This is a genomic window from Nitrospira sp. Vd2 (assembly GCF_979581665.1).
In genome coordinates this window covers 23,136-43,854 of sequence record NZ_CEFZSK010000001.1, presented here as the reverse complement: position 1 = coordinate 43,854, position 20,719 = coordinate 23,136, and the positions used below count along the sequence as shown (strand labels likewise).

Annotated in this window: 19 protein-coding genes and 1 tRNA gene; 16 read left to right on the top strand and 4 right to left on the bottom strand. The window is 61.5% G+C overall.

What is annotated here, in order from left to right:
• The first annotated feature begins 3 nt into the window (after window positions 1-3).
• The 6 genes from AC1U7K_RS00235 (at window position 4) to AC1U7K_RS00210 (ending at window position 6,949) form a co-directional block, all read left to right on the top strand.
• Window positions 4-1,359, top strand: a complete 1,356-nt coding sequence (locus AC1U7K_RS00235; protein WP_480248801.1) for a sigma-54-dependent transcriptional regulator — start codon at window positions 4-6, stop codon at window positions 1,357-1,359.
• Between the two features lie 517 nt (window positions 1,360-1,876).
• Window positions 1,877-2,968: a glycosyltransferase family 4 protein gene (locus AC1U7K_RS00230; RefSeq protein WP_480248800.1), complete on the top strand. Its 1,092-nt coding sequence runs from the start codon at window positions 1,877-1,879 to the stop codon at window positions 2,966-2,968.
• 6 nt (window positions 2,969-2,974) lie between these two features.
• A complete protein-coding gene (locus tag AC1U7K_RS00225) occupies window positions 2,975-4,300 on the top strand; it encodes an MFS transporter (RefSeq protein ID WP_480248799.1) in 1,326 nt (441 codons plus the stop codon).
• 42 nt (window positions 4,301-4,342) lie between these two features.
• Entirely contained in the window at window positions 4,343-5,146 is an 804-nt protein-coding gene (locus AC1U7K_RS00220; RefSeq protein WP_480248798.1) for a BON domain-containing protein, read from the top strand.
• A gap of 27 nt (window positions 5,147-5,173) precedes the next feature.
• The gene (locus tag AC1U7K_RS00215; protein WP_480248797.1) at window positions 5,174-6,490 is read left to right on the top strand and encodes an MFS transporter; all 1,317 of its coding nucleotides are present in this window, start codon (window positions 5,174-5,176) and stop codon (window positions 6,488-6,490) included.
• Between the two features lie 177 nt (window positions 6,491-6,667).
• Complete coding sequence (locus AC1U7K_RS00210; protein ID WP_480248908.1) at window positions 6,668-6,949, top strand: PepSY domain-containing protein; 282 nt, start codon at window positions 6,668-6,670, stop codon at window positions 6,947-6,949.
• A 116-nt stretch (window positions 6,950-7,065) separates the two neighbouring features.
• On the opposite strand, the gene AC1U7K_RS00205 is transcribed toward AC1U7K_RS00210, so the two are convergent.
• Window positions 7,066-8,484, bottom strand: a complete 1,419-nt coding sequence (locus AC1U7K_RS00205; RefSeq protein ID WP_480248796.1) for a tetratricopeptide repeat protein — start codon at window positions 8,482-8,484, stop codon at window positions 7,066-7,068.
• A gap of 160 nt (window positions 8,485-8,644) precedes the next feature.
• Between AC1U7K_RS00205 and AC1U7K_RS00200 the strand changes: the two genes are divergently transcribed.
• The 3 genes from AC1U7K_RS00200 (at window position 8,645) to hpnR (ending at window position 11,690) form a co-directional block, all read left to right on the top strand.
• Window positions 8,645-9,478, top strand: coding sequence for a hypothetical protein (locus tag AC1U7K_RS00200; protein ID WP_480248795.1), 834 nt, complete (start codon window positions 8,645-8,647; stop codon window positions 9,476-9,478).
• 64 nt (window positions 9,479-9,542) lie between these two features.
• Complete coding sequence (locus AC1U7K_RS00195; protein ID WP_480248794.1) at window positions 9,543-10,070, top strand: gluconokinase; 528 nt, start codon at window positions 9,543-9,545, stop codon at window positions 10,068-10,070.
• 75 nt (window positions 10,071-10,145) lie between these two features.
• On the top strand, window positions 10,146-11,690 hold the full coding sequence (gene hpnR, locus AC1U7K_RS00190; RefSeq protein ID WP_480248793.1) for a hopanoid C-3 methylase HpnR: 1,545 nt from the start codon (window positions 10,146-10,148) through the stop codon (window positions 11,688-11,690).
• Window positions 11,691-11,722: 32 nt separating this feature from the next.
• On the opposite strand, the gene AC1U7K_RS00185 is transcribed toward hpnR, so the two are convergent.
• Together AC1U7K_RS00185 and AC1U7K_RS00180 are read right to left on the bottom strand one after the other, a co-directional pair.
• Window positions 11,723-11,905 carry a hypothetical protein gene (locus tag AC1U7K_RS00185; RefSeq protein ID WP_480248792.1) on the bottom strand — a complete coding sequence of 61 codons (183 nt, stop codon included), beginning with the start codon at window positions 11,903-11,905 and terminating at the stop codon, window positions 11,723-11,725.
• Between the two features lie 291 nt (window positions 11,906-12,196).
• Entirely contained in the window at window positions 12,197-12,415 is a 219-nt protein-coding gene (locus tag AC1U7K_RS00180) for a hypothetical protein (RefSeq protein WP_480248791.1), read from the bottom strand.
• 744 nt (window positions 12,416-13,159) lie between these two features.
• On the opposite strand from AC1U7K_RS00180, the gene AC1U7K_RS00175 reads away from it, so the two are divergent.
• Together AC1U7K_RS00175 and AC1U7K_RS00170 are read left to right on the top strand one after the other, a co-directional pair.
• Window positions 13,160-13,597, top strand: coding sequence for a PilZ domain-containing protein (locus AC1U7K_RS00175; protein ID WP_480248790.1), 438 nt, complete (start codon window positions 13,160-13,162; stop codon window positions 13,595-13,597).
• Window positions 13,598-14,391: 794 nt separating this feature from the next.
• Complete coding sequence (locus AC1U7K_RS00170; protein WP_480248789.1) at window positions 14,392-14,529, top strand: hypothetical protein; 138 nt, start codon at window positions 14,392-14,394, stop codon at window positions 14,527-14,529.
• Window positions 14,530-14,840: 311 nt separating this feature from the next.
• Here the strand turns inward: AC1U7K_RS00170 and AC1U7K_RS00165 are convergent.
• Window positions 14,841-14,925 (bottom strand) — tRNA-Leu (locus AC1U7K_RS00165).
• Window positions 14,926-15,075: 150 nt separating this feature from the next.
• On the opposite strand from AC1U7K_RS00165, the gene AC1U7K_RS00160 reads away from it, so the two are divergent.
• The 5 genes from AC1U7K_RS00160 (at window position 15,076) to AC1U7K_RS00140 (ending at window position 20,699) form a co-directional block, all read left to right on the top strand.
• Window positions 15,076-15,747, top strand: a complete 672-nt coding sequence (locus AC1U7K_RS00160; RefSeq protein ID WP_480248788.1) for an HAD family hydrolase — start codon at window positions 15,076-15,078, stop codon at window positions 15,745-15,747.
• Between the two features lie 74 nt (window positions 15,748-15,821).
• Entirely contained in the window at window positions 15,822-16,457 is a 636-nt protein-coding gene (queE, locus tag AC1U7K_RS00155; RefSeq protein ID WP_480248787.1) for a 7-carboxy-7-deazaguanine synthase QueE, read from the top strand.
• A 284-nt stretch (window positions 16,458-16,741) separates the two neighbouring features.
• Window positions 16,742-18,295, top strand: coding sequence for a leucyl aminopeptidase (locus AC1U7K_RS00150; protein ID WP_480248786.1), 1,554 nt, complete (start codon window positions 16,742-16,744; stop codon window positions 18,293-18,295).
• Complete coding sequence (gene nagZ, locus AC1U7K_RS00145) at window positions 18,292-19,401, top strand: beta-N-acetylhexosaminidase (protein ID WP_480248785.1); 1,110 nt, start codon at window positions 18,292-18,294, stop codon at window positions 19,399-19,401. The genes AC1U7K_RS00150 and nagZ overlap by 4 nt, the downstream gene beginning before the upstream one ends.
• Complete coding sequence (locus tag AC1U7K_RS00140; protein WP_480248784.1) at window positions 19,398-20,699, top strand: MFS transporter; 1,302 nt, start codon at window positions 19,398-19,400, stop codon at window positions 20,697-20,699. Before nagZ ends, AC1U7K_RS00140 begins: the two co-directional genes overlap by 4 nt.
• Window positions 20,700-20,719 lie beyond the last annotated feature (20 nt).

Below are 20,719 nucleotides of genomic sequence, written 5' to 3'. Positions count from 1 at the left end.
CGTATGGTGTCAGCGGAAGATTCGCGCGTCCTGATCGTGGACGATGATGCCGAGACGCTGGACCTCCTGCGCGAGATCGTCGCGAAGGAAGGCTACCGCGTGGAGACGGCCGAAAACGGCCAGGCGGCGCTCGGGAAGATCGAGCATGAGCGGCCTGACGTCGTGATCACCGACATTCACATGCCGGGAATGGACGGTCTGGCGCTGTTGAACGAGCTGAAGACCCGGGTGCCCGACACGCTCGTGATTCTCTTGACCGCCTATGGCTCGCTCAAGACCACCGTCGATGCGATCAAGGCGGGCGCCTTCGATTACCTGAGCAAGCCGTTCATCGTCGACGAAATTCGCCTGGTTGTCCGCCGCGCCTTGGAGCACAAGCGCGTGTTGTCGGAGAACCAATCGCTGCGCGAGCAGCTCCAGGATCGCTACCGCTTCGACAACCTGGTCGGCAGCAGCCCGGGCATGGTCTCCGTCTACAAGATGATCGCGCGCGTCGCGCAAACCGACAGCACCGTCCTGCTCCAGGGCGAAAGCGGCACGGGCAAGGAGCTCGTGGCCCGCGCGATCCATGCGAACAGTCCACGGCGCACGGGGCCGTTTGTCACGGTCGACAGCGGCGCGCTGACCGAGAGCCTGCTCGAATCCGAACTCTTCGGTCATGAGCGGGGCGCGTTCACCGGAGCCATCGCCACCAAGAAGGGGCTGCTTGAAAAAGCGCATATGGGGACGTGCTTTTTCGACGAAATGGCGAACATCTCGCCGACGCTCCAGAGCAAGCTCCTACGCGTGCTGCAAGAGCGGGAAGTGAGGCGCGTGGGCGGGAGCGGCACGATGACCGTCGACGTGCGGATGATTGCGGCGACCAACAAGGATTTGAAGCCGCTGGTGGAATCGGGCAGCTTCCGTGAGGACCTCTATTATCGCCTCAACGTCGTCACGATTACGATCCCACCGTTGCGTGAACGGGTCGAAGACATCCCGCTGCTCGCCCAGTTTTTCGTTCAACGGTACGGCGCACAAAAGGAAAAACCGGTGACGGGGATCTCGGACGAGGCGATGGATCTCCTTGTCAAATACAGTTGGCCCGGCAACGTGCGTGAGCTCGAGCACGTCATTGAACGGGCGATTGTGCTGAGTCCCCACACCACGATCTTGCCCCACGATCTGCCGGAATCGATCAGAACCGCGGCCACGCAGACGCCGGTTCACAGCGGCTGGATGACCATCGATGCCCTGGAAAAGGACTACATTCTTCGGGTGCTCGATGCGCACCAACGCGATATCGGGCGCGCGGCGGAGATTCTCGGCATCCATCGCAAGACCTTGCTCCGGAAGCTGCGCCGCTATGGTATGTCTTGATTCTTGGCGCGACAGGACCATCGGTCGATCAACATACGGGCAATGGCGCGCCATAGTTTCCAACCGGCCATGGCGACGAACACCGGAAGCGGTGTCGCGCGCCGCGCGACTCTCTTTAGATTAAAGTCGCCTCTGGGCGACACCAATGACGGTGTCCGTGGGCGATGCCGGTCGGAAACTCTGGCGCGCCACGGCCCGCCTGTCGATCAACCCGCGGTTTCTCTCGCGCCAAGAACCAGGACGGAGTGTCTTGATTTCGGACACCTTGTCCCCCGCGGTGATCCTTCGGTCAGGAGCGTCGATGACTGGTCGGCTTGCTCAGACAGCCGACAACTCGCCCCGCGTGTATGACCGGTGCTCAGATTCGCGCGGCCCATCGTATTGAGAATCCAATGCCATCGTGGCGTTCATGTCGCTGCGTCAACGGCCCGTAGCTTGCAGGAACACGTCCGACGGCGCCGCCTGACGCCCTTGTCCGCCGTCGTCCCGCGAGTCCCAACTGAAAGGAGATTCACACATGAAGATCGCGCAAGTGTCACCGCTGTGGGAAAGCGTCCCGCCCAAGCTGTATGGCGGAACCGAACGGATTGTGTCCTACTTGACGGAGGAGCTGGTCCGTCAGGGACACGAGGTGACGCTCTTCGCCAGCGGCGACTCGACGACAACGGCCAAGTTGCGTGCCGCATGTCCCGAAGCGCTCCGTCTCTGCACCGGTATCTTCAACCGTGATGCGCCCTTGGTGACGTTGCTCGAAATGGCGTTCGGCGCCACGGCCGCGGACTTCGACATCATCCACTCGCACTTGGACTTCATTAGTTTTCCTCTGTCCCGGCGCTGCGCGACCCCGACGATCACGACCATGCACGGCCGACTGGATCTTCCCGAACTCGTTCCGATCTTCAAGGACTTTTCCGAGATGCCGTTGGTCTCCATTTCGAACGCTCAACGCAAGCCGGTTCCCTGGGCCAACTGGCAGGGGACGGTGTATCACGGCCTTCCCACCGACCTGTACACCTTTCATCCCCATCCAGGGAAATATCTCGCCTTTCTCGGGCGGATCTCGCCGGAGAAGCGGCCCGACCATGCCATTGAAATTGCTAAACGCGTCGGCATGCCGATCCGTGTCGCCGCGAAGGTCGATCCGGCCGATCGCAACTATTTCGAAGCCGAGATCGAGCCGCTGATGTCGCATCCGCTGGTCGAGTACGTGGGCGAGATCAGCGACGCCGAAAAAGACGACTTCCTGGGAGACGCCTACGCGATGCTCGCGCCTTACGATTGGCCCGAGCCGTTCGGGCTCGTGTTGATCGAAGCGTTGGCGTGCGGCACTCCGGTCCTTGCCTATCGGCGGGGTTCCATTCCCGAGATCATTGACAACGGGGTGACGGGGTTCGTCTGTGACAACATCAACGAGATGACCACGGCTGTCGAGCAGGTGGCCAAGCTCAATCGGTCCGACTGCCGGCAGGCCTTCGACGCCCGCTTTACCGCCGAGCGCATGGCGCAGGACTACGTAACCCTGTATCGCCAGCTTGCGAAAGACCAGCGCGACGACGTGGCGCGGGAAAGCGGGTTCGCCAGCTCGCAAATCATCTTGGACCGCTGGTAGGACGCAATGGAGGTGGAACGAGGGCACGGGCAGCAACGGGCCGAGCAGGAGCCGAGGGAGCGCGCGGTTGACGCTTCCGGGGGGTGGCATCTCCTGCTCACCCGCGATTTTGGTCTCTTGTGGACGGGCCAGGCCGTCTCACAGGTAGGCGACGGTCTCAACAAGGTCGCCCTCCTGTGGTTCGTCTATGAACTGACGGGGTCCGCCCTCAAGATGACCTTGATCGGGATGCTGCAGACCATCCCTCCGCTCGTGCTCGGGCCGCTCATCGGCGTCTATCTGGACCGGTTGCCGAAGAAGTCGGTGATGATTTGGATCGACCTGCTCCGGACGGCGATGGTGCTGCTGATTCCGGTGCTCTATACCTTCGACGCGTTGACGTTGGAGCGCCTCTACGTCCTGGTCTTCCTCACCGCGATCTTCTCCACCGTGTTCGGGCCGGCGCTGGCCTCATCCGTGCCGTTGATCGTATCGCGGAGCCGGCTGACGGCCGCGAATGCGCTCCTGCAGAGCACGACGAATATCGGCGTGTTGATCGGACCGGCGATCAGCGGCCTCGGAATCGCCCTGATCGGCGCGCAGAACGTCCTCTACGTCAACGCCGGCACGTTTTTCGTCTCGGCGCTCTGCTTGATTCCGATCCGCGTCCGGCGTCTGGTCGTTCCGAAGCGGGAGGCCGGTCTTTCCGCTCATGTCTTCCACGAAATGCTCGAAGGGTTCCGGTTCGTGTTCGTCCAACGACGCATGGTGCTGTCGCTCATGTTGACGGCGACGCTCTACGCGTTGGCGGCGAGCGCCTTCGTCTACATGTTGCCGGTGTTTTCCAAGCAGCTCTTTCATCTCGGTCCCGTGCAACTCGGTTGGCTCTGGTCCGCCCTCGGCATCGGGATGCTGATCGCCTCCGCCTGGCTGGCTTGGTCGGAGCAAGGCGACGTGGCCGAGCGGTTTCGCCGCATCGGGTTCGCGCTCGCCGTCGGCGGTGTCGCGATGTGCAGCCTTGTCCTGCTGAAGGATGCGCTCGCGGCGGCGCTCTTGATGATCATCATCGGCGCGAGCACCGCACTGTTTACGCCCGTCGTGTGGGCGATCCTTCAAGAAATGACACCCGGGCACTTGCTCGCCCGCGTCTTGACCACGTTCAGCACGGGCGGCATGTTCGCCGCGATGCTGGGCATGATCGTCTTTGGTTGGGCCGCCGATACGGTCGGCCCGGCCGCGTGTTTGATCGGGATCGGGCTCATCCTGCTCGTCACCGCCGTGCTCGCGGTTCGCTTCAGCCGTCAATGCAACGCGGCAGAGGTGGCCGTTGCGGACCCTCTTCCGGCCGCGTAAGGCGCGGCCCATTCTGAGCTTTCACTCCACCAAGGAGTCGCTATGGTCAGACTCGTCGCGGCGATAGCGGGCGTGGCCGCTGTCTTTCTCCTGAGCGCCTCGCTTCTGCTGGCTGCCGGTGACACGCCGGAAGCCAAACCGTCCGAACCGAAACCGCCAAGCACCAAACCCCCGGAGCCCACCAAACCGCCGGACACGAAGCCCGAGCCCAAAGCGCCCGAGGCCAAGAGCCCGACGGCAGCGCCGTCCAAAGCGGAGACGAAGCCGCAAGAGCCGGCCAAGCCGTCTGAAGCCAAGCCGCCGGAACCCGCGAAGCCCGGCGAGCCGAAAGGGGAGACAAAGGTCACTGCACCGCCGCCCACGCCGAAAAGCGAAAAAGCCTCGGAGGCGAAGGCCGCAGGCCCGCCGATCGTCGCGATCAAACTGGCGTTGATGGGCGATCCCCGGCTGTTTCCTTACGACATCAACGTCGACATGCACGGGGAAACGGCCCAGCTCTCCGGCAAGGTCGCCTCGGAGGCGGAGAAAACCGCCGCGGCCGAAGTGGCACAAAGCGTCGAGGGCGTGAAATCGGTCACGAACGACATCGAGGTGTCGAAAGATCTTGCACAGCTCGTGTCGCGACGAAAGGACGACTTAATCACGCAGTACGTCAAGGACCGATTCGGGCGGAGCAAGACGCTGGAGTCGGCTCATTTCGACGTGAAAACGGAAGACGGGGTCGTCTCCCTGACCGGCAAGACCAAGTTTCTCGTCATCGCGTTGGAGGCCGCCGAAGCCGCACGCCAGGTCCCGGGCGTCAAGGCCGTCAAATCGGACGGGATTCGTCTCGAGGCCCCGGAGTGAGACCGCCGCGGAGACTGCAGGAGCACCATGGCCCGTGACCCGCGCGCTCCTGCTTCCGGCCCCGCCGATGTACGTACCGGGCCGGGCGAATGCACGCGAGCGGTGAACGACGGCGCCTTGCTGCTCGGGCGCAACTTCAGTCTCGTCTGGTGGGGACAGCTGATCTCGCAAGTCGGTGACGGCGTCACGAAACTCGCGCTCCTCTGGTTCGTCTACTCGATTACCGGCTCCCCGCTCAAAACGACCGTGATCGGGATGTTGCAGACGATCCCACCGATCGTGTTCGGGCCGCTCATCGGCGTCTACATCGATCGTCTGCCGAAGAAACCCGTCTTGATCATCACGGACGTGCTCCGTGCCGTGCTCATCGGGCTCATTCCTTGTGTCGTCCCGCCGAGTGCGTTCACCGTGGAGCGGCTCTACGTGCTGGTCTTTCTTCACGCGCTCGCCACGGCGGTCTTCGGACCGACCTTGACCGCAGCCGTCCCGCAGTTGGTCAAACCGGATCAGTTCACCGCCGCCAACGCCTGGCTCCAGACGACGACGAGCTTCGGCGTCATCTTGGGTCCCGCCTTGAGCGGCATCGGCATCGCCGCGCTCGACTCGCAGTCCGTGCTCTGCATCAACGCGGTCACCTATGTCGTCTCGGCCGCATTCCTGCTGCTCGTGCACCTCCCCGCCGCACAGACGTCCTCATCTGCGCACTCCGGGCTCCTCGCCTCCCCGCTCCGCGATCTGGTCGAAGGGCTCCGGTTCATCAAACAGCGACTGATCCTGCTCTTGATCGCGATTGCGGCGCTGCATTCCTTCGGCACCGCGGCCTTCTCGACCTTGTTCCCCGTCTTCGGGAGGAAGATGCTGGATCTGGGGCCGGTGGAGGTGGGCTATCTCTGGTCGGCGCTCGGCATCGGATTATTCCTGATGTCGTTGGTGCTCGTGCGCCTCACGCGATGGCAGCTTGCGCGCCGATTGTGGATGATCGCCGCGTCGAGCGGTATCAGCGGCGCCGCGCTCCTCGGCCTCGCCGGTGCGCCAGGCAGCATCGCAGCCGCCGTCTTCATGATCGTCATCGGCGGCGGCATCGGCGCGTTCACACCGATCGCGTGGGGAGTGTTGCAGGAGATCTCTCCGCATCGTCTCGTTGGTCGTGTGTTGGCCATCTACGGTACCGGGGCCATGACCGCGGCGATCCTCGGCATGACGGCATTCGGTTGGATTACGCAGGAATTTGGAGAACGAGCGAGTGTCATGGGGATTGGTCTCGTGTTGGTCCTCACGGCACTCCTCGTCTTTCGATCGATGCGATGGATGCCCGGCCCTCACACGCGGATGTCCTGTCCGTGATCAGACAAGGTGCGCCGCCTGCCATCAGGCGATCCTGGCACATACTCAATTTTTCGACCGCTTCGCAGAGTTCGCGTCTTCGCGCTCTACCCTGTTCGGGGGCGCGTCGTTTGCTTTGTCTCATGACAGTCAGGACGAGCACGAGGAGCATGCTCGGTTCACCAAGGAGGTGGTGTGATGCGTATGGTACTGTCTCTCGCAATGGCGGCGGCGTTCGTCTCGACACCGGCGTGGGCCTTGTTCGAGACGAACAAGCAGTTGGCGGAATCGGCGAAGATCCCGATGGAACAGGCCATTCGAACGGCGACCAGCGAGGTGCCGGGGAAGGCCGTCGAGGCGCAACTCGGGAAGGAAGACGGAAAGACGGTGTATGAAATCGATATCATCGACTCGAGCAAGAAAGAACGAACGGTCTACATCGACGCGCAGACCGGCCAGGTGATCAAAGTCGAGAAATAAGCGCTTGATCGCCGATGAGTCCAGCAGGCGCACCACCAGATGAAAGGCTCAGAGCAGATAAGGATCCGGTCAGGTGGGCACTGATCGATGAGGCCGGCTCCGCAGGCCGGCCTCTCTCAATTTGACGCGGCCGTCGCCGCGAGCGGGAAGGACAAGGTCGTCTTCAGGCGGGTCAATCCTTCGCGAATCTTCGTCGTCCACTCATCGGATTTCGGGGACGCAGGCGCCGTTTGGAGAAATGACTCCCAGATCCGCACCGCTTCCGTGTGCAATCCCTTGGTTTCCAGCGCCACCCCGAGATTGTATGAGGCTGCCGCGAGCGATGGATCGGCCTCCAAAGCCGCGCGAAATTCCTTGATTGCCTCATCGGTCTGTCCGGTCTTCGACAAGAGATGGCCGAGTTGGTTGTGCGCCTTCCCGGAACCAGGGTCGAGACGCACGGCTGCGCGATAGGCTTCCACCGCCCGCTCCGTCTCCCCGGTGTGCTCCCACGCGAGTCCGACCTCGGTGAGAAGTCCAGGGTCGTTCGGGTTGTACTGTAACCCATCCAGATACGCGTGCAGTGCGCGCGACCATTCGCCGCTTTGCGCATGGGCGAGACCCAGATTTCGCGCAATCCATGCTGCTTGGGGACGAAGCTTCACGGCCGTCTCATAGTGGTAGATCGCCAAGTGAAGGAGATCGGCGTCGTAGTGAAGGATTTGGGCGATCGCGTGCAACAGATGGCCGGTGGCAAAGGACCGCCCCGCGTCGGGTTCTGGCCCGGATGGCACGAGCGGGGGCGTTTGCTGTTTCGCCAAATGCGGGACCGTGAGATTCTGGGCCTCTAACCACCGGTGGATGACAGACGCGGGGATCGAATATCCGATGCCGGACTTCATCGAGACGCTCCCGATCGCCGCGCCGGTCCGATCCTTGGCCCGCTCCAGGTAGGGAACCGTTGTCACGACCATCCCTACGACCTCACCGGTCACCATGTCGACGAGCGGGCCTCCGCTGTTGCCGAAATTCAAGATACCCGTCGTCTGGACGAAGGGCGTCACCCGTCCCGTGGTGCGGGATCGGCCTTGTGCCATGCCGCTGACTGTCCCTGGCCCTACCGTTGGATGCAGCGCAAATCCCATCTGCAGAATGTCGGTAATCCTCGGATAGCCGACCGACATCACCTCGGTCCCATCCTCCGGGAATTCCGTTGCTAACGACAGCGTCGTGACGGACGCCCCTGGCACGCGTAGTGCGGCAAGATCCGCATCGGAGTCCACATGTAGGACGGACGGGGACGTGGCGATGTACTGATCTCGGATATACACCAAAAACCGCGTGCCCCCTTCCACGACATGAGCATTGGTGATGAGCAAGCCGTCGTCGGTGAGAAAAAATCCGCTGCCCATAGAGACGCTGTGCGTGGAATCGTTCAGCGCGACAACGAGCGCGGTCGCGGATTTGGCAGAGCGGTACAGGTCGGAACGCGGACTTGCGTGCGCCTGTGGGATTAGGCTGCAGGCCAGAACTACGGCGAGAACCCAACGCACCATTGAGGGCGGATTCTACCCCGACTCCCCGCAAATGGCAACGGCTAAGATCGTAGGGGCAACACTGACACCGAGTTGGGTCCGCTGGCCTGCATACAGAATTAACGATTCTTCTATCATCAGGCAGGCTTCCGGATAAAGTGTCCGGGGCGGAGGGTTTCACATGGTCGCCGGGCTCATCCTTGCTGTCGCCGTGGGAATCGGTGTCCCGGCGGATCGAGCGCTGATCATCGCGCAAGCCGACGTCCCGCCCAAGGCGGCGGAGAACGATATCCAAAAACCGCCTGCCGATGCCGAGCAGGCCTTGCAAAAGTGGAACGAATTGCGCGCCGAATACGATCGGCTGCAGGCGAAAGCCGAAGACCTCCAACGTCAACTGGAGGACGCGCAGCAGGAATTGGCCAGCGGCAAGAAAGCATTGGCGGACGTGAATGGCCGCCTTGCCGTCCTGGAGAAGGAAAAAAATCAGGCGGCCGGCGCGCTCACAGAGGCGCGCGATCAAGCGAAGGACCTCGCCGCCAAGCTTGCGGCCGAGCAGGTGAAGAGTGCGACGCTGCGGGAGGACAAACAGCGTTTGATGAGCGGCGCGACCACGGCCAAAGAAGAGATCGCCAAATTACAAAAGCGGGCCAGTGAATTGGAAACCGAGGCCGCGCGCGCCGACAACCTCGCCAAGCGACTGGCGGAGCGCGATCAGGAGATTGAACGGCTGCGCAAGGCGGCGGCCGACCGTGAGACGCTCGCCAACAAGGTCGCCGCGCTGACCGACAAGCTGGAGCGGACGAAACAGCGCGTCGCCACGTTGACGGATGAATTGACGGCTCGCAGCGAAGAAGCGGCGCGGGCGCGTCAAGAGCGCGATCAGTTGCTGCTGGAGTTACAAAAACAGCGTGACGCCGTCAAAGGTACGGACCTCAATGGCAATCCCTCAATGCCAACCGGTCGCACATTCTCGGAGAAGCCGAATGATCGGTTGAAACTAGATCCGATCCGCTGATTCGAAGCCCTCGGGAGCGTCACTCAGCTTGACCATCCTTTCTCGGCTCTGCTTGCAATCGCGGATGATCGTCGTTCTGATGGGAGTAGCCGGAGCAGGGAAAACGACGATCGGCCGACTGCTCGCCGATACCTTGCATTGGCAATTTGTCGACGGTGATTCCTTCCATCCGCCGGAGAACGTCGAGAAGATGCGATCCGGCCTGCCGCTGTCCGATGACGACCGCCGGCCTTGGCTTGAGGCCCTCCGGGCCGCGATCGACCGGTGGCTGCGCACCGGGAAGAACGTGGTGCTCGCGTGCTCGGCTCTGACGGCCGCTCATCGGAGAGCGCTCATCCCTCCATCGGACGCCATCCGCGTCGTTTACCTACGAGCGTCCTACGACGTGATCCAACCTCGCGTCGCTCGCCGCCCGCATCACTTCATGCCGGCTTCGCTGCTTCCCAGCCAGTTCGCCCTTCTCGAGGAACCGTCCGATGCCGTGGCAGTGGACGCCGCCTTACCGCCGGATCACATCGTCCGGGAAGTCGTCACAAAGCTGCGTCTCACGCATCCCCGTTCCCACGCCCGCCGGCCCGCTACCGAACCGTAGGGCGAATACCTCTAGCGTTAGGATGGCGAGATGTCTATTCTCCCTGTAGCACTGCACGGTCGAAGGGGAGTCCGCATGAAGGTGTTGGTCGTCCATCCCAGCCCTCTGATGTACACAAAAATTTATCTGCGGCTGGAGCCGTTGGGCCTCGAACTGGTCGCCGAAGCCGCCCGGCGTGCCGGGCATGACGTGCGGTTACTTGACCTCCAGGTCGAGCGGCATGCCGATTACAGGCGGCTGTTGCATGAATGGTCGCCGCACGTCGTGGCCTTCTCGTGCAACTATCTCGCGAACGTCCCAGAGATCATCGACCTGGCGAAACTCACGAAGCAACTCTTGCCGCGCAGCTTCTTTCTTGTCGGAGGCCACAGCGCTTCGTTTATTGCCGACGATTTTCTCACTCACGGAGCCGGCGCGATCGACTGCGTCCTGAAAGGCGAAGGTGAGGCGGCGATTTGCGAGTTGCTCGAGGCGGTGCAGCACGATCGTGGGGCGATCTGTCGCGTTCCGGGGGCCGTATCCTTGTGGGGCAACGGACCGGCACCCCGCTTCGTCGAGCATCTCGATGCCATCGCGCCGGCGCGCGACCTCGTCCGTCATCGGCACAAGTATTTCATCGGCGTCCTGGATCCCTGTGCGTCGATCGAATTCGCCCGCGGCTGTCCGTGGGATTGCTCGTTCTGCAGCGCGTGGACATTTTACGGTCGCAGCTATCGAATCGTGAGCCCGGACAAGGCCGTCGACGATCTCGCTCGCATCAATGAACCGGGCATATTCATCGTCGACGACGTGGCCTTCATTCAAGGCAAGCATGGCCTGGCCATCGGAGAAGCGGTGGCCCGAAAGGGCATCAAGAAGCAATATTATCTGGAGACGCGCGGCGACGTGCTGCTGCGTAACAAAGAGGTGTTCACGTTTTGGAAGCAACTCGGCCTGCAATACATGTTCATCGGTGTGGAGGCGATCGATGAAGAAGGCCTGCGCAAGCACCGGAAGCGCATTTCACTCGGGAAGAACTTTGAAGCGCTGGAGTTCGCGCGATCGCTCGGGATCACCGTCGCGATCAATATTATCGCCGATCCCGACTGGGACCGCGATCGCTTCGAGGTCGTGCGCCAATGGTGTCTGGAGATCCCGGAGATCGTGAACATCAGTGTCAACACCCCGTATCCCGGGACCGAAACGTGGCGCACGGAATCGCGAACGATTCAAACCCGGGACTATCGCCTCTTCGATATCCAACACGCGGTGCTTCCCACGAGGCTGCCGCTGCCGGAATTTTACGAAGAACTCGTCAAGACGCAGCAGGTGCTCAACCATAAACATCTGGGCTGGCGGGCCCTCAAATCCACCATGGGGATTGCAGCCGGACACTTACTGCGGGGCCAAACGAACTTCGTCAAGATGTTGTGGAAGTTCAATTCCGTCTACAATCCGAACCTCCAGCTCGCCGATCACCGACAACCCGTCACCTATGCGATGTCGCTGCCGCCGGCGCCAGAGAGCAAACTCGACACCGGCTTGATCTACATCCATCAGGCCAGGGGACGGCAAGGGCGGAACTTGGATGAGTCGACAGAGCAGTTCGTGGAAGCGACGAGAACGGGCAGTAGCGCTTAGCCGCGGTGCCCACGGCGATCGACGACAACCGGCTAGGAGAGCAGGTAATAGAACGCGACGGGGACCAGGAGCATCCCCCAGAGCGCGATGCCGATCAGCAACGCGTTGATGATCCCCGATGCAGCGGCGAGCGTTTCGCTCTCCTCATCGGTTGCAAGCTCCGGTGCGGTGAGGGGCAGCGTCTCGTGGATTGGATCCGTGATGACGAGTGCCATTGTGTAAGCCTCCGTCCTATTCCGCCATTCTATCCCCCTTACATATTCCGTCAAGGTAGGTAAACTGCCTAGAGCTCGGATTACGCTGGTGGCACAAGTGGCAGCCCAACGCGGACTGGAACGCGCACGGAGTGCGCTGTTACTGATCGTCCAGAATGTGACAAAGGCGGTCGTTGAGTTGTTTGACCTTCTGACAAATCTGCTCAGTCGCCTAGTCCACCGATGACTTTTTACACGGCTGGTCTCAAGACCGTGTCGGACGCGTCGAATGGTATGCCTGATGACGGATGACTAGTGGAGCGGAGGCGAAGTGTGGCTTCGCGCTTCGGCCTCATCAGCGATGCGGTGATATTCCACCGCCTCCTGGAGAACGTCCGTTGCTCCCGCCTCATCACCTCCTTGAGCCAGGCGTGATGCACTGTGGACGTATTCCTGGGCCAACTCGCGATAGTTCAACATTTGGTGCTGATCCGCCATTAAGACAAGATCACGCGACGGTAGCCTACGCATCGGCTCCGTCGTGCCGTGCAGGGTAAGAGCCGGTGCGGTACACGCTGCACCAGCGGCCGCGATGAGCAGGAGGCAGATGCTACGAACCATAGCGCCATAACTAAGCAAATCCGAGACCGGACGAACATGAGTCGCAGATATCGATTTTGAGAGAACTTCGATAGTCGACTGGCTCGCTTCCGGGGCATCATGGCCGAGGAGCACGACAAGTTGTCCAACCGAGCAGCGCGGCGACCTCGCCATTTGTGAGACGAGAACGGAAGGACTATGGATCGAAAAAACAGGGGCGGGAAGACGCCTGATCCGAAGAAGGACGGGCGAGGAAAGCCTGACTTCCGCACCGTACGAACTGATTCCGTGGATAGGCGGTTCCACTCGTTCCGGCGGTGACCACTTCCCAGGAACTTGGACAGCGCGATCCGACCTAGCTAGACGTGCACAACTTGCCGTTCCAGCGTGAACATATGGCGCAGACTTTGTCTCAGCATCACGGTCGCCATAAATATCCTGTCATCGATGTGATCGCCCAAGAGTATGGGATCGTCCTGATGCGGGGCAATTCGGGATTGCATCTGCAACTTCAGACAGCATTCCGGAATGCAGATACAGAGGACCGGAAGCCGTGCTGATGCACTTTCGCACATTGACGGTTCTGAACCTAGTGATACAGTCTTCCCGGAACAGATTCAGGAGGTCCGGTGCTCGCCAAAGCAGCGTGCCCCAACGGCGGCTGATGGCAGTGTGATGAAACGTCTTGGCGTGTTTGTTGCGTTTATTGTCCTCGGCACGATCGTGTCCTATCAGGATGATCTGCCGTCCGAGGGGGAAGTGCTGATCGGAGCCTTCACGCTGGCCGGCTTTGCGGCCAGCCTCGTCATTGACAATCGCACTCGTCGTCGCATCCCGGTCCTTATGCGCGGGGTTTTCCAATCCAACGCAGTGAAAGGGGAAGGGCTCGTAGAAAACCTGTCACTGCGTGGATGCAAACTTAGAAGCACCACCGAACTGATGCCTGGCGCGCAGCTTCAACTCGAGGTCTATCCGACCGTAGAAAGTGACCCCATCATGGTTCAAACTGCGCTCGTGCGTTGGACCGGTGGGGGCGGGTTCGGCGTGCAATTTGCCGAACTCGCCCCCAACCAGAAGAATCGCCTGCGCCGTCTCGTCAATTACCTATCCTAGCCGCGCTGGAAATTCTCTCTCATGCGACAACGCATGGCTGGAGGTGCATCGGCACCATAACGGATTGGCGCCACAGGAGGTCTTTGATTTTGACCCCTCAGCCAACTCCCTGCCCCAGTGATCTGCCCTGGGCCTGGTGTGCCATCGTACCGCGCTGCACCGGTCGGCCTTCTCACCGGACCGCATTTCAACTCTGGCAAACCGGAGGCGCGTGCCGTCCGAGAGATTCAAGCCGGACCATCCATGACCGAACATTATCCACGTCCCGCGACTGTCTGTAATGGCCGACTCGACCGTTCGTTCCACCGTGACTCGCATCATCCCCTGACATCGAACGGTGTAGCTGCTCTCCATTACTCTCCATGTCACGCCGCATGCTCGTATGGCATGCAGCGACGGGCCCTTTACAGAAGATGGCGATACTGAAGAGACAGAGCAGGTGACGAAATCGTCGCGGTCGCTTCTCGTCGTGAGCCTGGGCGAAGAGAGCGCCGCGAAACTAATTAATGCGCTTTCAGCGCGACGTTGCAGACCCACGCTGTTAAGTGCGGCACAACATCGCGTCTGTCTCAGATGTTCGCGGATGAGACGACGAGACGCCAACGACGCACTCCCAGAGACGAAGAAGAATGTTCAAGCCTATGATTGGACGTCATCGGCTCTGTGGCCCACGCTTTGATCTACACAGCGGCATAACGGAGGGACACATGAGCTGTACACGCTGCCAAGGGTTCATGGTAGGCGACCGATATCATTCGTCAGATGGTCCGGTAAGCACAAAGATGTGGCGCTGTATGAACTGCGGGGACGTCGTCGATGTGCAGATTCTGGCGTACCGGGCGTACCGGGTGTCTCGGGCGCCTCGGCCGATCCCGCCTGCGGTGTCCACGCAGGCCCTGCCACCACTCGCTGTCCTCCTTGCGAGCGAGTAAAGGCATCGCGCTGAGGCGGCGCGTTGAAGGAGCGCCGGCAAGGGGACAGGTCACACACGATTCTGTTGGCAGAAGATCAACCGGGGTGCGGCTCATTCTGAGCGCCCGTTGAAGACCCGGGGGTTCCATCTTTAACAGCGGGGCCGGAGAAAAAGCGCGCGGTCTGCAGATTGAGGTCGTGCTCACTGGCTACGCACGCGGCTGCCATAGGCCGGTTGCACTACACAGTTGCCGCGGCTGATACGACCGATGCCAGCCCTGCGATCCCGGCAGATTGAATTTGACTGGGACGATGAAGAGTTAGATGCGGATGGTGCCGAAGGGGGGACTCGAACCCCCACGGGTTACCCCATACGCCCCTCAAACGTACGTGTCTACCAATTCCACCACTTCGGCGTGGGCATCATTATAGAAGTGGCCCAAAATCCTTGTCAATGAAACGACGCGTCCGTTACAATACGGTGCTCGTCCGGTCTGCGATTTCCCGATTCTCGAATCCCGTCTCCAGCGCCGATGATTGTCAGCATTCCAACTTTGAAGGGGGGGATGCCGCTGTCCGACTCAGCTCCACGTCGCGCCGCCTTCTTCGATGTCGACAATACGCTCATCCCTGGGGTGGCCATCGAAGTCCGTTTCTTCCATCATCTGTTCCAGCGCGGATTCGTCGGCGGACGAGAAGTGGCGATCAGTCTCTGGCACTTGTTGCGGCATATGCCGCCATTCTCACTTCATCCCCTGCGCGAACGAAAACTGTATTTGGCCGGGAAACAGCCGGCCGCCATTGAGCCGCTCGCCGCACCGTTCGTCGAGGCGGAGATCTGTCGCCGCGTCTCGCGTGACGGTTTGGACGCGCTGGAAGCCCATCGCCGAGCCGGACACCATCTTGTCTTTATCACCGGCTCCTTGGATTTTTTGATCATGCCACTGGCCGCCGCGCTCAACGTGTCGACCATTCTCGCGGCGCGTCCCGAACGCGCGGCCACCGGCTACACCGGCCACCTCTTACCGCCATTTCCGTATGGCGAAGGCAAACGTCGCCTGGTCCAGGCGTTTGCGTCCGAGCAGGGGCTCGAGCTGCGGCATTGCTTTGCCTACGGTGACAGCCCGGGCGACGTCGCAGTCCTCCAGTCCGTAGGTCACCCGCACGTCGTCAATCCCATTCGCGGCATGGCACGCATCGCGCGGCGTCACGGCTGGCCGATCATCCAGTGGTTGTGATACCGTGCGGCCGGTCTTTTGACAACGCGGCCATGTTCGTACAAAATTTGCCGAGTCGGTCGTTGCCCTAGACGATGCGCGTCACGGAAATTTTCTATAGCGTCCAAGGCGAATCCTCCTTTGCCGGCCTTCCGTGCATCTTCATTCGGTTAACCGGCTGCCCGCTGCGTTGCTCCTGGTGCGATACCGAGTACGCGTTCGATGGCGGGACGGACATGACGATCGACGCCATCCTTGAAGACGTCCGCCGCCGGGATTGCACCCTTGTCGAGATCACCGGCGGTGAGCCGCTCCAGCAGCCCGCAGTCGTTCCGTTACTGGCGGCGCTGTGCGATCGCGGGTACACCGTGCTGTTAGAGACAAGCGGCGCCCTCGACGTGTCGGCGGTTGACCCTCGGGTTCATCTCATCCTCGACGTGAAATGTCCGGGGAGCGAGATGACCGATCGAATGTACTGGCCCAACCTCGATAAACTGGCCGGGAAGGATGAAGTCAAGTTCGTAATCAAGCATCGCACGGACTATGAATGGGCTTTGAACGTCGTGCGGGAGCGCGGTCTGACGACACGATGTCCAGTGCTGTTTAGCCCGGTGTTCGGTGAGTTGGAGCCGCGGCAACTCGCCGAGTGGATCCTCGCCGATCGACTGCCGGTTCGACTCCAACTGCAGTTGCATAAGGTGATCTGGGATCCGTCGATGCGCGGCGTGTAGCAATCGAGCGGACCGTTTTCAAGAAAGCGGGTGAGCAGGCCACAGCAAGTGCGACAGGATGAAGTGAGATAACGCCGCAGGATGTTCAAAAAGGCTGCCCTTTTCACTCGCCCGCTCAAGGCGCGCCAAGACGCGCTCTTGTCCCGGGCGGTACGTTGAGCTCCGAGTGATGCGAGGTGCGCGAGGCGAGGAATAACTCGCCTCACGTTTGCGCACGGGCGCGAGATGGTGGGCGCCCAGTGGAAGTTGGCGGCCTTTTTCAACATCCCGTAGAGGAGAATTGAATGGACGTGAAAGTCAAGCAAGGGCGTGCGGAGCAGGAATCGGCCGAGGTGCTCGTCCTCACGCATTGGGAAGGTGAATCCACGTTCCAGAGCGAGGCCGCCGACGTCGATCGGGTGCTGCGCGGGTTCTTGCGCGACCTGCTCAAGAGCGGTGAATTTCAGGGCAAGTTGAACCAGACGGTTCTCGTCCACACGCACGGACAGCTTCCTGCCAAGCGCGTGTTGCTCGTCGGATTTGGCAAGCAAAAGGACGCGAAGCTCGATATTGTCCGACAAGCGATGGCGACGGCCGTCAAACGGGTCCGTCAATCGGCGGCAACCTCCTGGGCCACAACGCTCCACGGGCGCAGCGTCCTCACCGCCTCGGACATCGAGCTGGCCCAGGCGATGACCGAAGGCGCCCTGCTCGGCACCTATCAATTCACCGAGTATCGGACGAGCAACGGCGACGAATCGAAGCCGGTGCAACGGATGACGATCGTCGATCCGGAGAATGAGGCACAAGCGGACATCAAGGAGGGTGTGCGGCGAGGCATGGCAACGGCCGAGGCCGCCATGTTCGTGCGCGATCTCTGCAATCATCCCGCGAACGTCATGACGCCGTCCCGCATTGCGGCCGAGGCCAAGAAGGTCGCCAAGGAGCGGAACGTCCGAGTGAAGATTCTCGAGCAGCGCGACGCTGAAAAACTCGGGATGGGAGCCTTCCTCGGGGTGGCGCGCGGAAGCCATGAGCCGCCGAAGTTTATTGTGCTCGAATACACCGGCGATGCGATCGGCAAGCGCAACGGCCGGGCCCGCAAACCGATCGTCTTGGTCGGCAAGACGATCACGTTCGATACCGGCGGCATTTCGCTGAAGCCGGCGGAGAACATGGAGCAGATGAAAGCGGACATGACCGGCGGGGCCGAGGTTCTGGCCACGATCCGAGCCGCGTCACGGTTGCGTCTCCCGCTGCACGTGATCGGCATCCTGCCGGCAACTGAAAACATGCCGGGCGGCCGCGCGATCAAGCCGGGAGATGTGCTCCGCACCTTATCGGGCAGGACGGTGGAGGTGCAAAATACCGATGCAGAAGGCCGCCTGATCCTCGCCGACGGCTTGAATTACGCCACCCGCTTCGAGCCCGCCGCGATCATCGATATCGCGACATTGACGGGCGCGTGCATGGTCGCATTGGGACAATTTGCCGTGGGCATGTTCAGCAACAACGAAGGGCTCAAACACCGGATCCAACAGGCGGGCCTCAAATCAGGCGAGCGGGTCTGGGAGATGCCGCTGTGGGACGAATATTTCGAGCAGCTCAGGAGCGATGTTGCCGATATGCGCAATATCGGGGGCCGGGGGGGCGGCATGATCACGGCGGCTCTGTTCTTGAGCAAGTTCGTGGGCGACTACCCGTGGGTCCACCTGGATATTGCCAGCACCGACTGGAGTGAGCGCGAGCGCGCGTATATTTCGAAGGGTCCGACGGGCATCGGTACCCGCCTCCTGCTGCAGTACTTGATCGACGAGAGCGAAAGCCGCGGTCACGGCCTCGCCGCGGGGCGCGCATGAGCGGCCTGACCCTTCGGGAGAAAGTCGGGCAGCTCTTCATGTTGGGCTTTGACGGCACGGCCGCCTCGCCCGAGCTCGCCGACCTCCTCACCCACTATCAGCCGGGCGGCCTGATCGTCTTTCGCCGCAACCTCGTCTCTGCGGACCAAATCGTCTCGCTGACCAACGCGCTCCAGGAGCAGGCGAAGCGGTATCCGTTCTTGATTGCGGTGGATCAGGAAGGCGGCCGGGTCTCGCGGCTCCCCGACGGCTTTACGATCTTTCCTCCGTGCGCACGGCTCGGGTCATGCGGCTCCACCGCGTTGGCGTACGAGGTGGCGGCCACCACAGCGGCGGAATTGAAGGCGGTCGGGATCAACATGAACATGGCGCCGGTTCTGGACTTGAATACGAACCCCGACAATCCGATCATCGGCGATCGCGCCTTCAGCGGGAAAGCGGCCGAGGTCTGTGAACTCGGGCTCGCGACGATTGCGGGCCTCCAGGACAACAAGGTCGTCGCCTGTGGGAAGCACTTTCCCGGGCACGGGGACACGGTGGCCGACTCTCATCTCGAGCTCCCCGTCGTGTCCACACCGTTGGAGCGCCTACTCGAGAACGAAGTGCGGCCATTCCGCCATGCGGTCGAGAACGGCTTGACGACGATCATGACCGCGCACGTCTCCTACACGCAGCTCGACGCGCAATTCCCGGCCACGCTGTCCTATATCGTGCTCAGCGACCTCCTCCGCACGCAACTCCGCTTTAAGGGCGTGATCATCACCGACGATCTGGAGATGCGCGCGATCATCGACCATTATGGAATTGAAGAGGCAGCCATCCTCGCATTGCAGGCTGGAGCGGACATCCTGCTGATCTGTAAGGATCGCGACCGCGAAGTGGCCGCAATGGAAGCGGTCTACCGGGCGGTCAAAGACGGGAAAATCGCGGAGAGCCGACTTGATGACTCGGTACGCCGCATCGTGCACCTGAAAGAGCGCTACCTCCTTCCCTACACGCCAGCCGACCCGCGGCGCGTGAAACAGGTCGTCGGCTCGGCTGCTCACCAAGCCGTTCTGGATACCCTCCGCCGAACCGGCGAGCAGCGGGCACAAGCAACGGTGTGACACCCCGGCCCGTCACGACCAAAGAGTTGTGGTCGTGGTGCCTCTACGACTTTGCCAACTCGTCTTTCACCACACTCATCGTTACGGTGGCCTATAGCGTCTATTTCGTCCAAGTCGTGGCACGTCCCTATGCCACCCCTGGGCACGAAGGGACACCGGAGCGCCTCTGGTTTTGGGGCTACGCGGCCTCGATGCTGTTCGTCGCGCTCCTGTCGCCCCCGCTGGGTGCCATTGCCGACGCGCGAGCGATCAAACGGCCGTTCTTGATCGGCTCCACGCTCGTCTGCGTTCTCGCCACAGCAAGTCTTGCCTGTGTGAAGGAAGGCGACGTGGCGGCTGGCCTGATCCTCTTTGGCATCGCCAATATCGCATTCGACCTCGGATTCATGTTCTGCAGCGCGTTCCTGGTCGAGATTGCGACGCCTCAGAACATGGGCCGCATCTCCGGATACGGCTGGGGCCTTGGCTACGCCGGAGGCCTGCTCTCGCTTGCGATTGCCTATCCCTTCATCAAAGGCGGGTTTGTCGTGACCAACTTGGCCTCCTATCGCGCAAGCTTCGCGGTCACCGCGGGCTTCTTTTTGGTCGCCGCCCTCCCGACGTTCCTTTGGCTCACAGAGCGGGCGACGCCAGAATCATCCGGCACATCGCGGTCGGTGTGGCTCGAGGCCTTCAGTCGACTCCGCGCGACGGCGTGGCATGTGGGTCGGTACCGAGATCTCGTCGTCTATTTCGCGGCCTATCTCATCTATACGGATGCGATCAACACGGTGATCGTCGCGTCCGCGATTTTTGCCAACAAAGTCCTGGACTTTTCCCCGGCTGATCTGATTATGTATTTTCTCATTACGCAAGTGACGGCGGGTGTGGGCGCGGTCGGCTTCGGCGTGCTGGCCGATCGAATCGGCGCGAAACGGACCATCACGATCACGCTCGTGACCTGGATCGCTGTGGCCTTTGCAGCGACGGTCGTCCAAACGAAGGCGCAGTTTTACGCGATCGGCCTCGTCGCCGGGGCGGCACTGGGCGCAAATCAGTCGTCGAGTCGGATGTTGCTGGCGACGTTCACGCCCTCGGGACACCAGGCAGAGTTCTTCGGATTTTTTTCCGTGACGGGGAAATTCGCCGCGATCATCGGGCCCATCGTCTATGGCGAGGTCACCGCGTGGGCCGGCAGCCAACGGTGGGCGGTGCTGTCCATGGCGGTGTTCTTTGCAGTCGGGCTCCTCGTCTTTCAGCTTGTGAACGAACGTGGCGGGATGGCGGCCGCGCACAGCGGCACACCTGACGGCCGATGAACCACGCACCGAGGCGGTTG

What these genes read in the sequence shown, in the direction of transcription:
- AC1U7K_RS00235 (WP_480248801.1), top strand. Translation starts at nt 4, where the DNA reads ATGGTGTCAGCGGAAGATTCGCGCGTCCTGATCGTGGACGATGATGCC.
- AC1U7K_RS00230 (WP_480248800.1), top strand. Translation starts at nt 1,877, where the DNA reads ATGAAGATCGCGCAAGTGTCACCGCTGTGGGAAAGCGTCCCGCCCAAG.
- AC1U7K_RS00225 (WP_480248799.1), top strand. Translation starts at nt 2,975, where the DNA reads ATGGAGGTGGAACGAGGGCACGGGCAGCAACGGGCCGAGCAGGAGCCG.
- AC1U7K_RS00220 (WP_480248798.1), top strand. Translation starts at nt 4,343, where the DNA reads ATGGTCAGACTCGTCGCGGCGATAGCGGGCGTGGCCGCTGTCTTTCTC.
- AC1U7K_RS00215 (WP_480248797.1), top strand. Translation starts at nt 5,174, where the DNA reads ATGGCCCGTGACCCGCGCGCTCCTGCTTCCGGCCCCGCCGATGTACGT.
- AC1U7K_RS00210 (WP_480248908.1), top strand. Translation starts at nt 6,668, where the DNA reads ATGCGTATGGTACTGTCTCTCGCAATGGCGGCGGCGTTCGTCTCGACA.
- AC1U7K_RS00205 (WP_480248796.1), bottom strand. Translation starts at nt 8,484, where the DNA reads ATGGTGCGTTGGGTTCTCGCCGTAGTTCTGGCCTGCAGCCTAATCCCA.
- AC1U7K_RS00200 (WP_480248795.1), top strand. Translation starts at nt 8,645, where the DNA reads ATGGTCGCCGGGCTCATCCTTGCTGTCGCCGTGGGAATCGGTGTCCCG.
- AC1U7K_RS00195 (WP_480248794.1), top strand. Translation starts at nt 9,543, where the DNA reads ATGATCGTCGTTCTGATGGGAGTAGCCGGAGCAGGGAAAACGACGATC.
- hpnR (WP_480248793.1), top strand. Translation starts at nt 10,146, where the DNA reads ATGAAGGTGTTGGTCGTCCATCCCAGCCCTCTGATGTACACAAAAATT.
- AC1U7K_RS00185 (WP_480248792.1), bottom strand. Translation starts at nt 11,905, where the DNA reads ATGGCACTCGTCATCACGGATCCAATCCACGAGACGCTGCCCCTCACC.
- AC1U7K_RS00180 (WP_480248791.1), bottom strand. Translation starts at nt 12,415, where the DNA reads ATGCGTAGGCTACCGTCGCGTGATCTTGTCTTAATGGCGGATCAGCAC.
- AC1U7K_RS00175 (WP_480248790.1), top strand. Translation starts at nt 13,160, where the DNA reads ATGAAACGTCTTGGCGTGTTTGTTGCGTTTATTGTCCTCGGCACGATC.
- AC1U7K_RS00170 (WP_480248789.1), top strand. Translation starts at nt 14,392, where the DNA reads ATGAACTGCGGGGACGTCGTCGATGTGCAGATTCTGGCGTACCGGGCG.
- AC1U7K_RS00160 (WP_480248788.1), top strand. Translation starts at nt 15,076, where the DNA reads ATGCCGCTGTCCGACTCAGCTCCACGTCGCGCCGCCTTCTTCGATGTC.
- queE (WP_480248787.1), top strand. Translation starts at nt 15,822, where the DNA reads ATGCGCGTCACGGAAATTTTCTATAGCGTCCAAGGCGAATCCTCCTTT.
- AC1U7K_RS00150 (WP_480248786.1), top strand. Translation starts at nt 16,742, where the DNA reads ATGGACGTGAAAGTCAAGCAAGGGCGTGCGGAGCAGGAATCGGCCGAG.
- nagZ (WP_480248785.1), top strand. Translation starts at nt 18,292, where the DNA reads ATGAGCGGCCTGACCCTTCGGGAGAAAGTCGGGCAGCTCTTCATGTTG.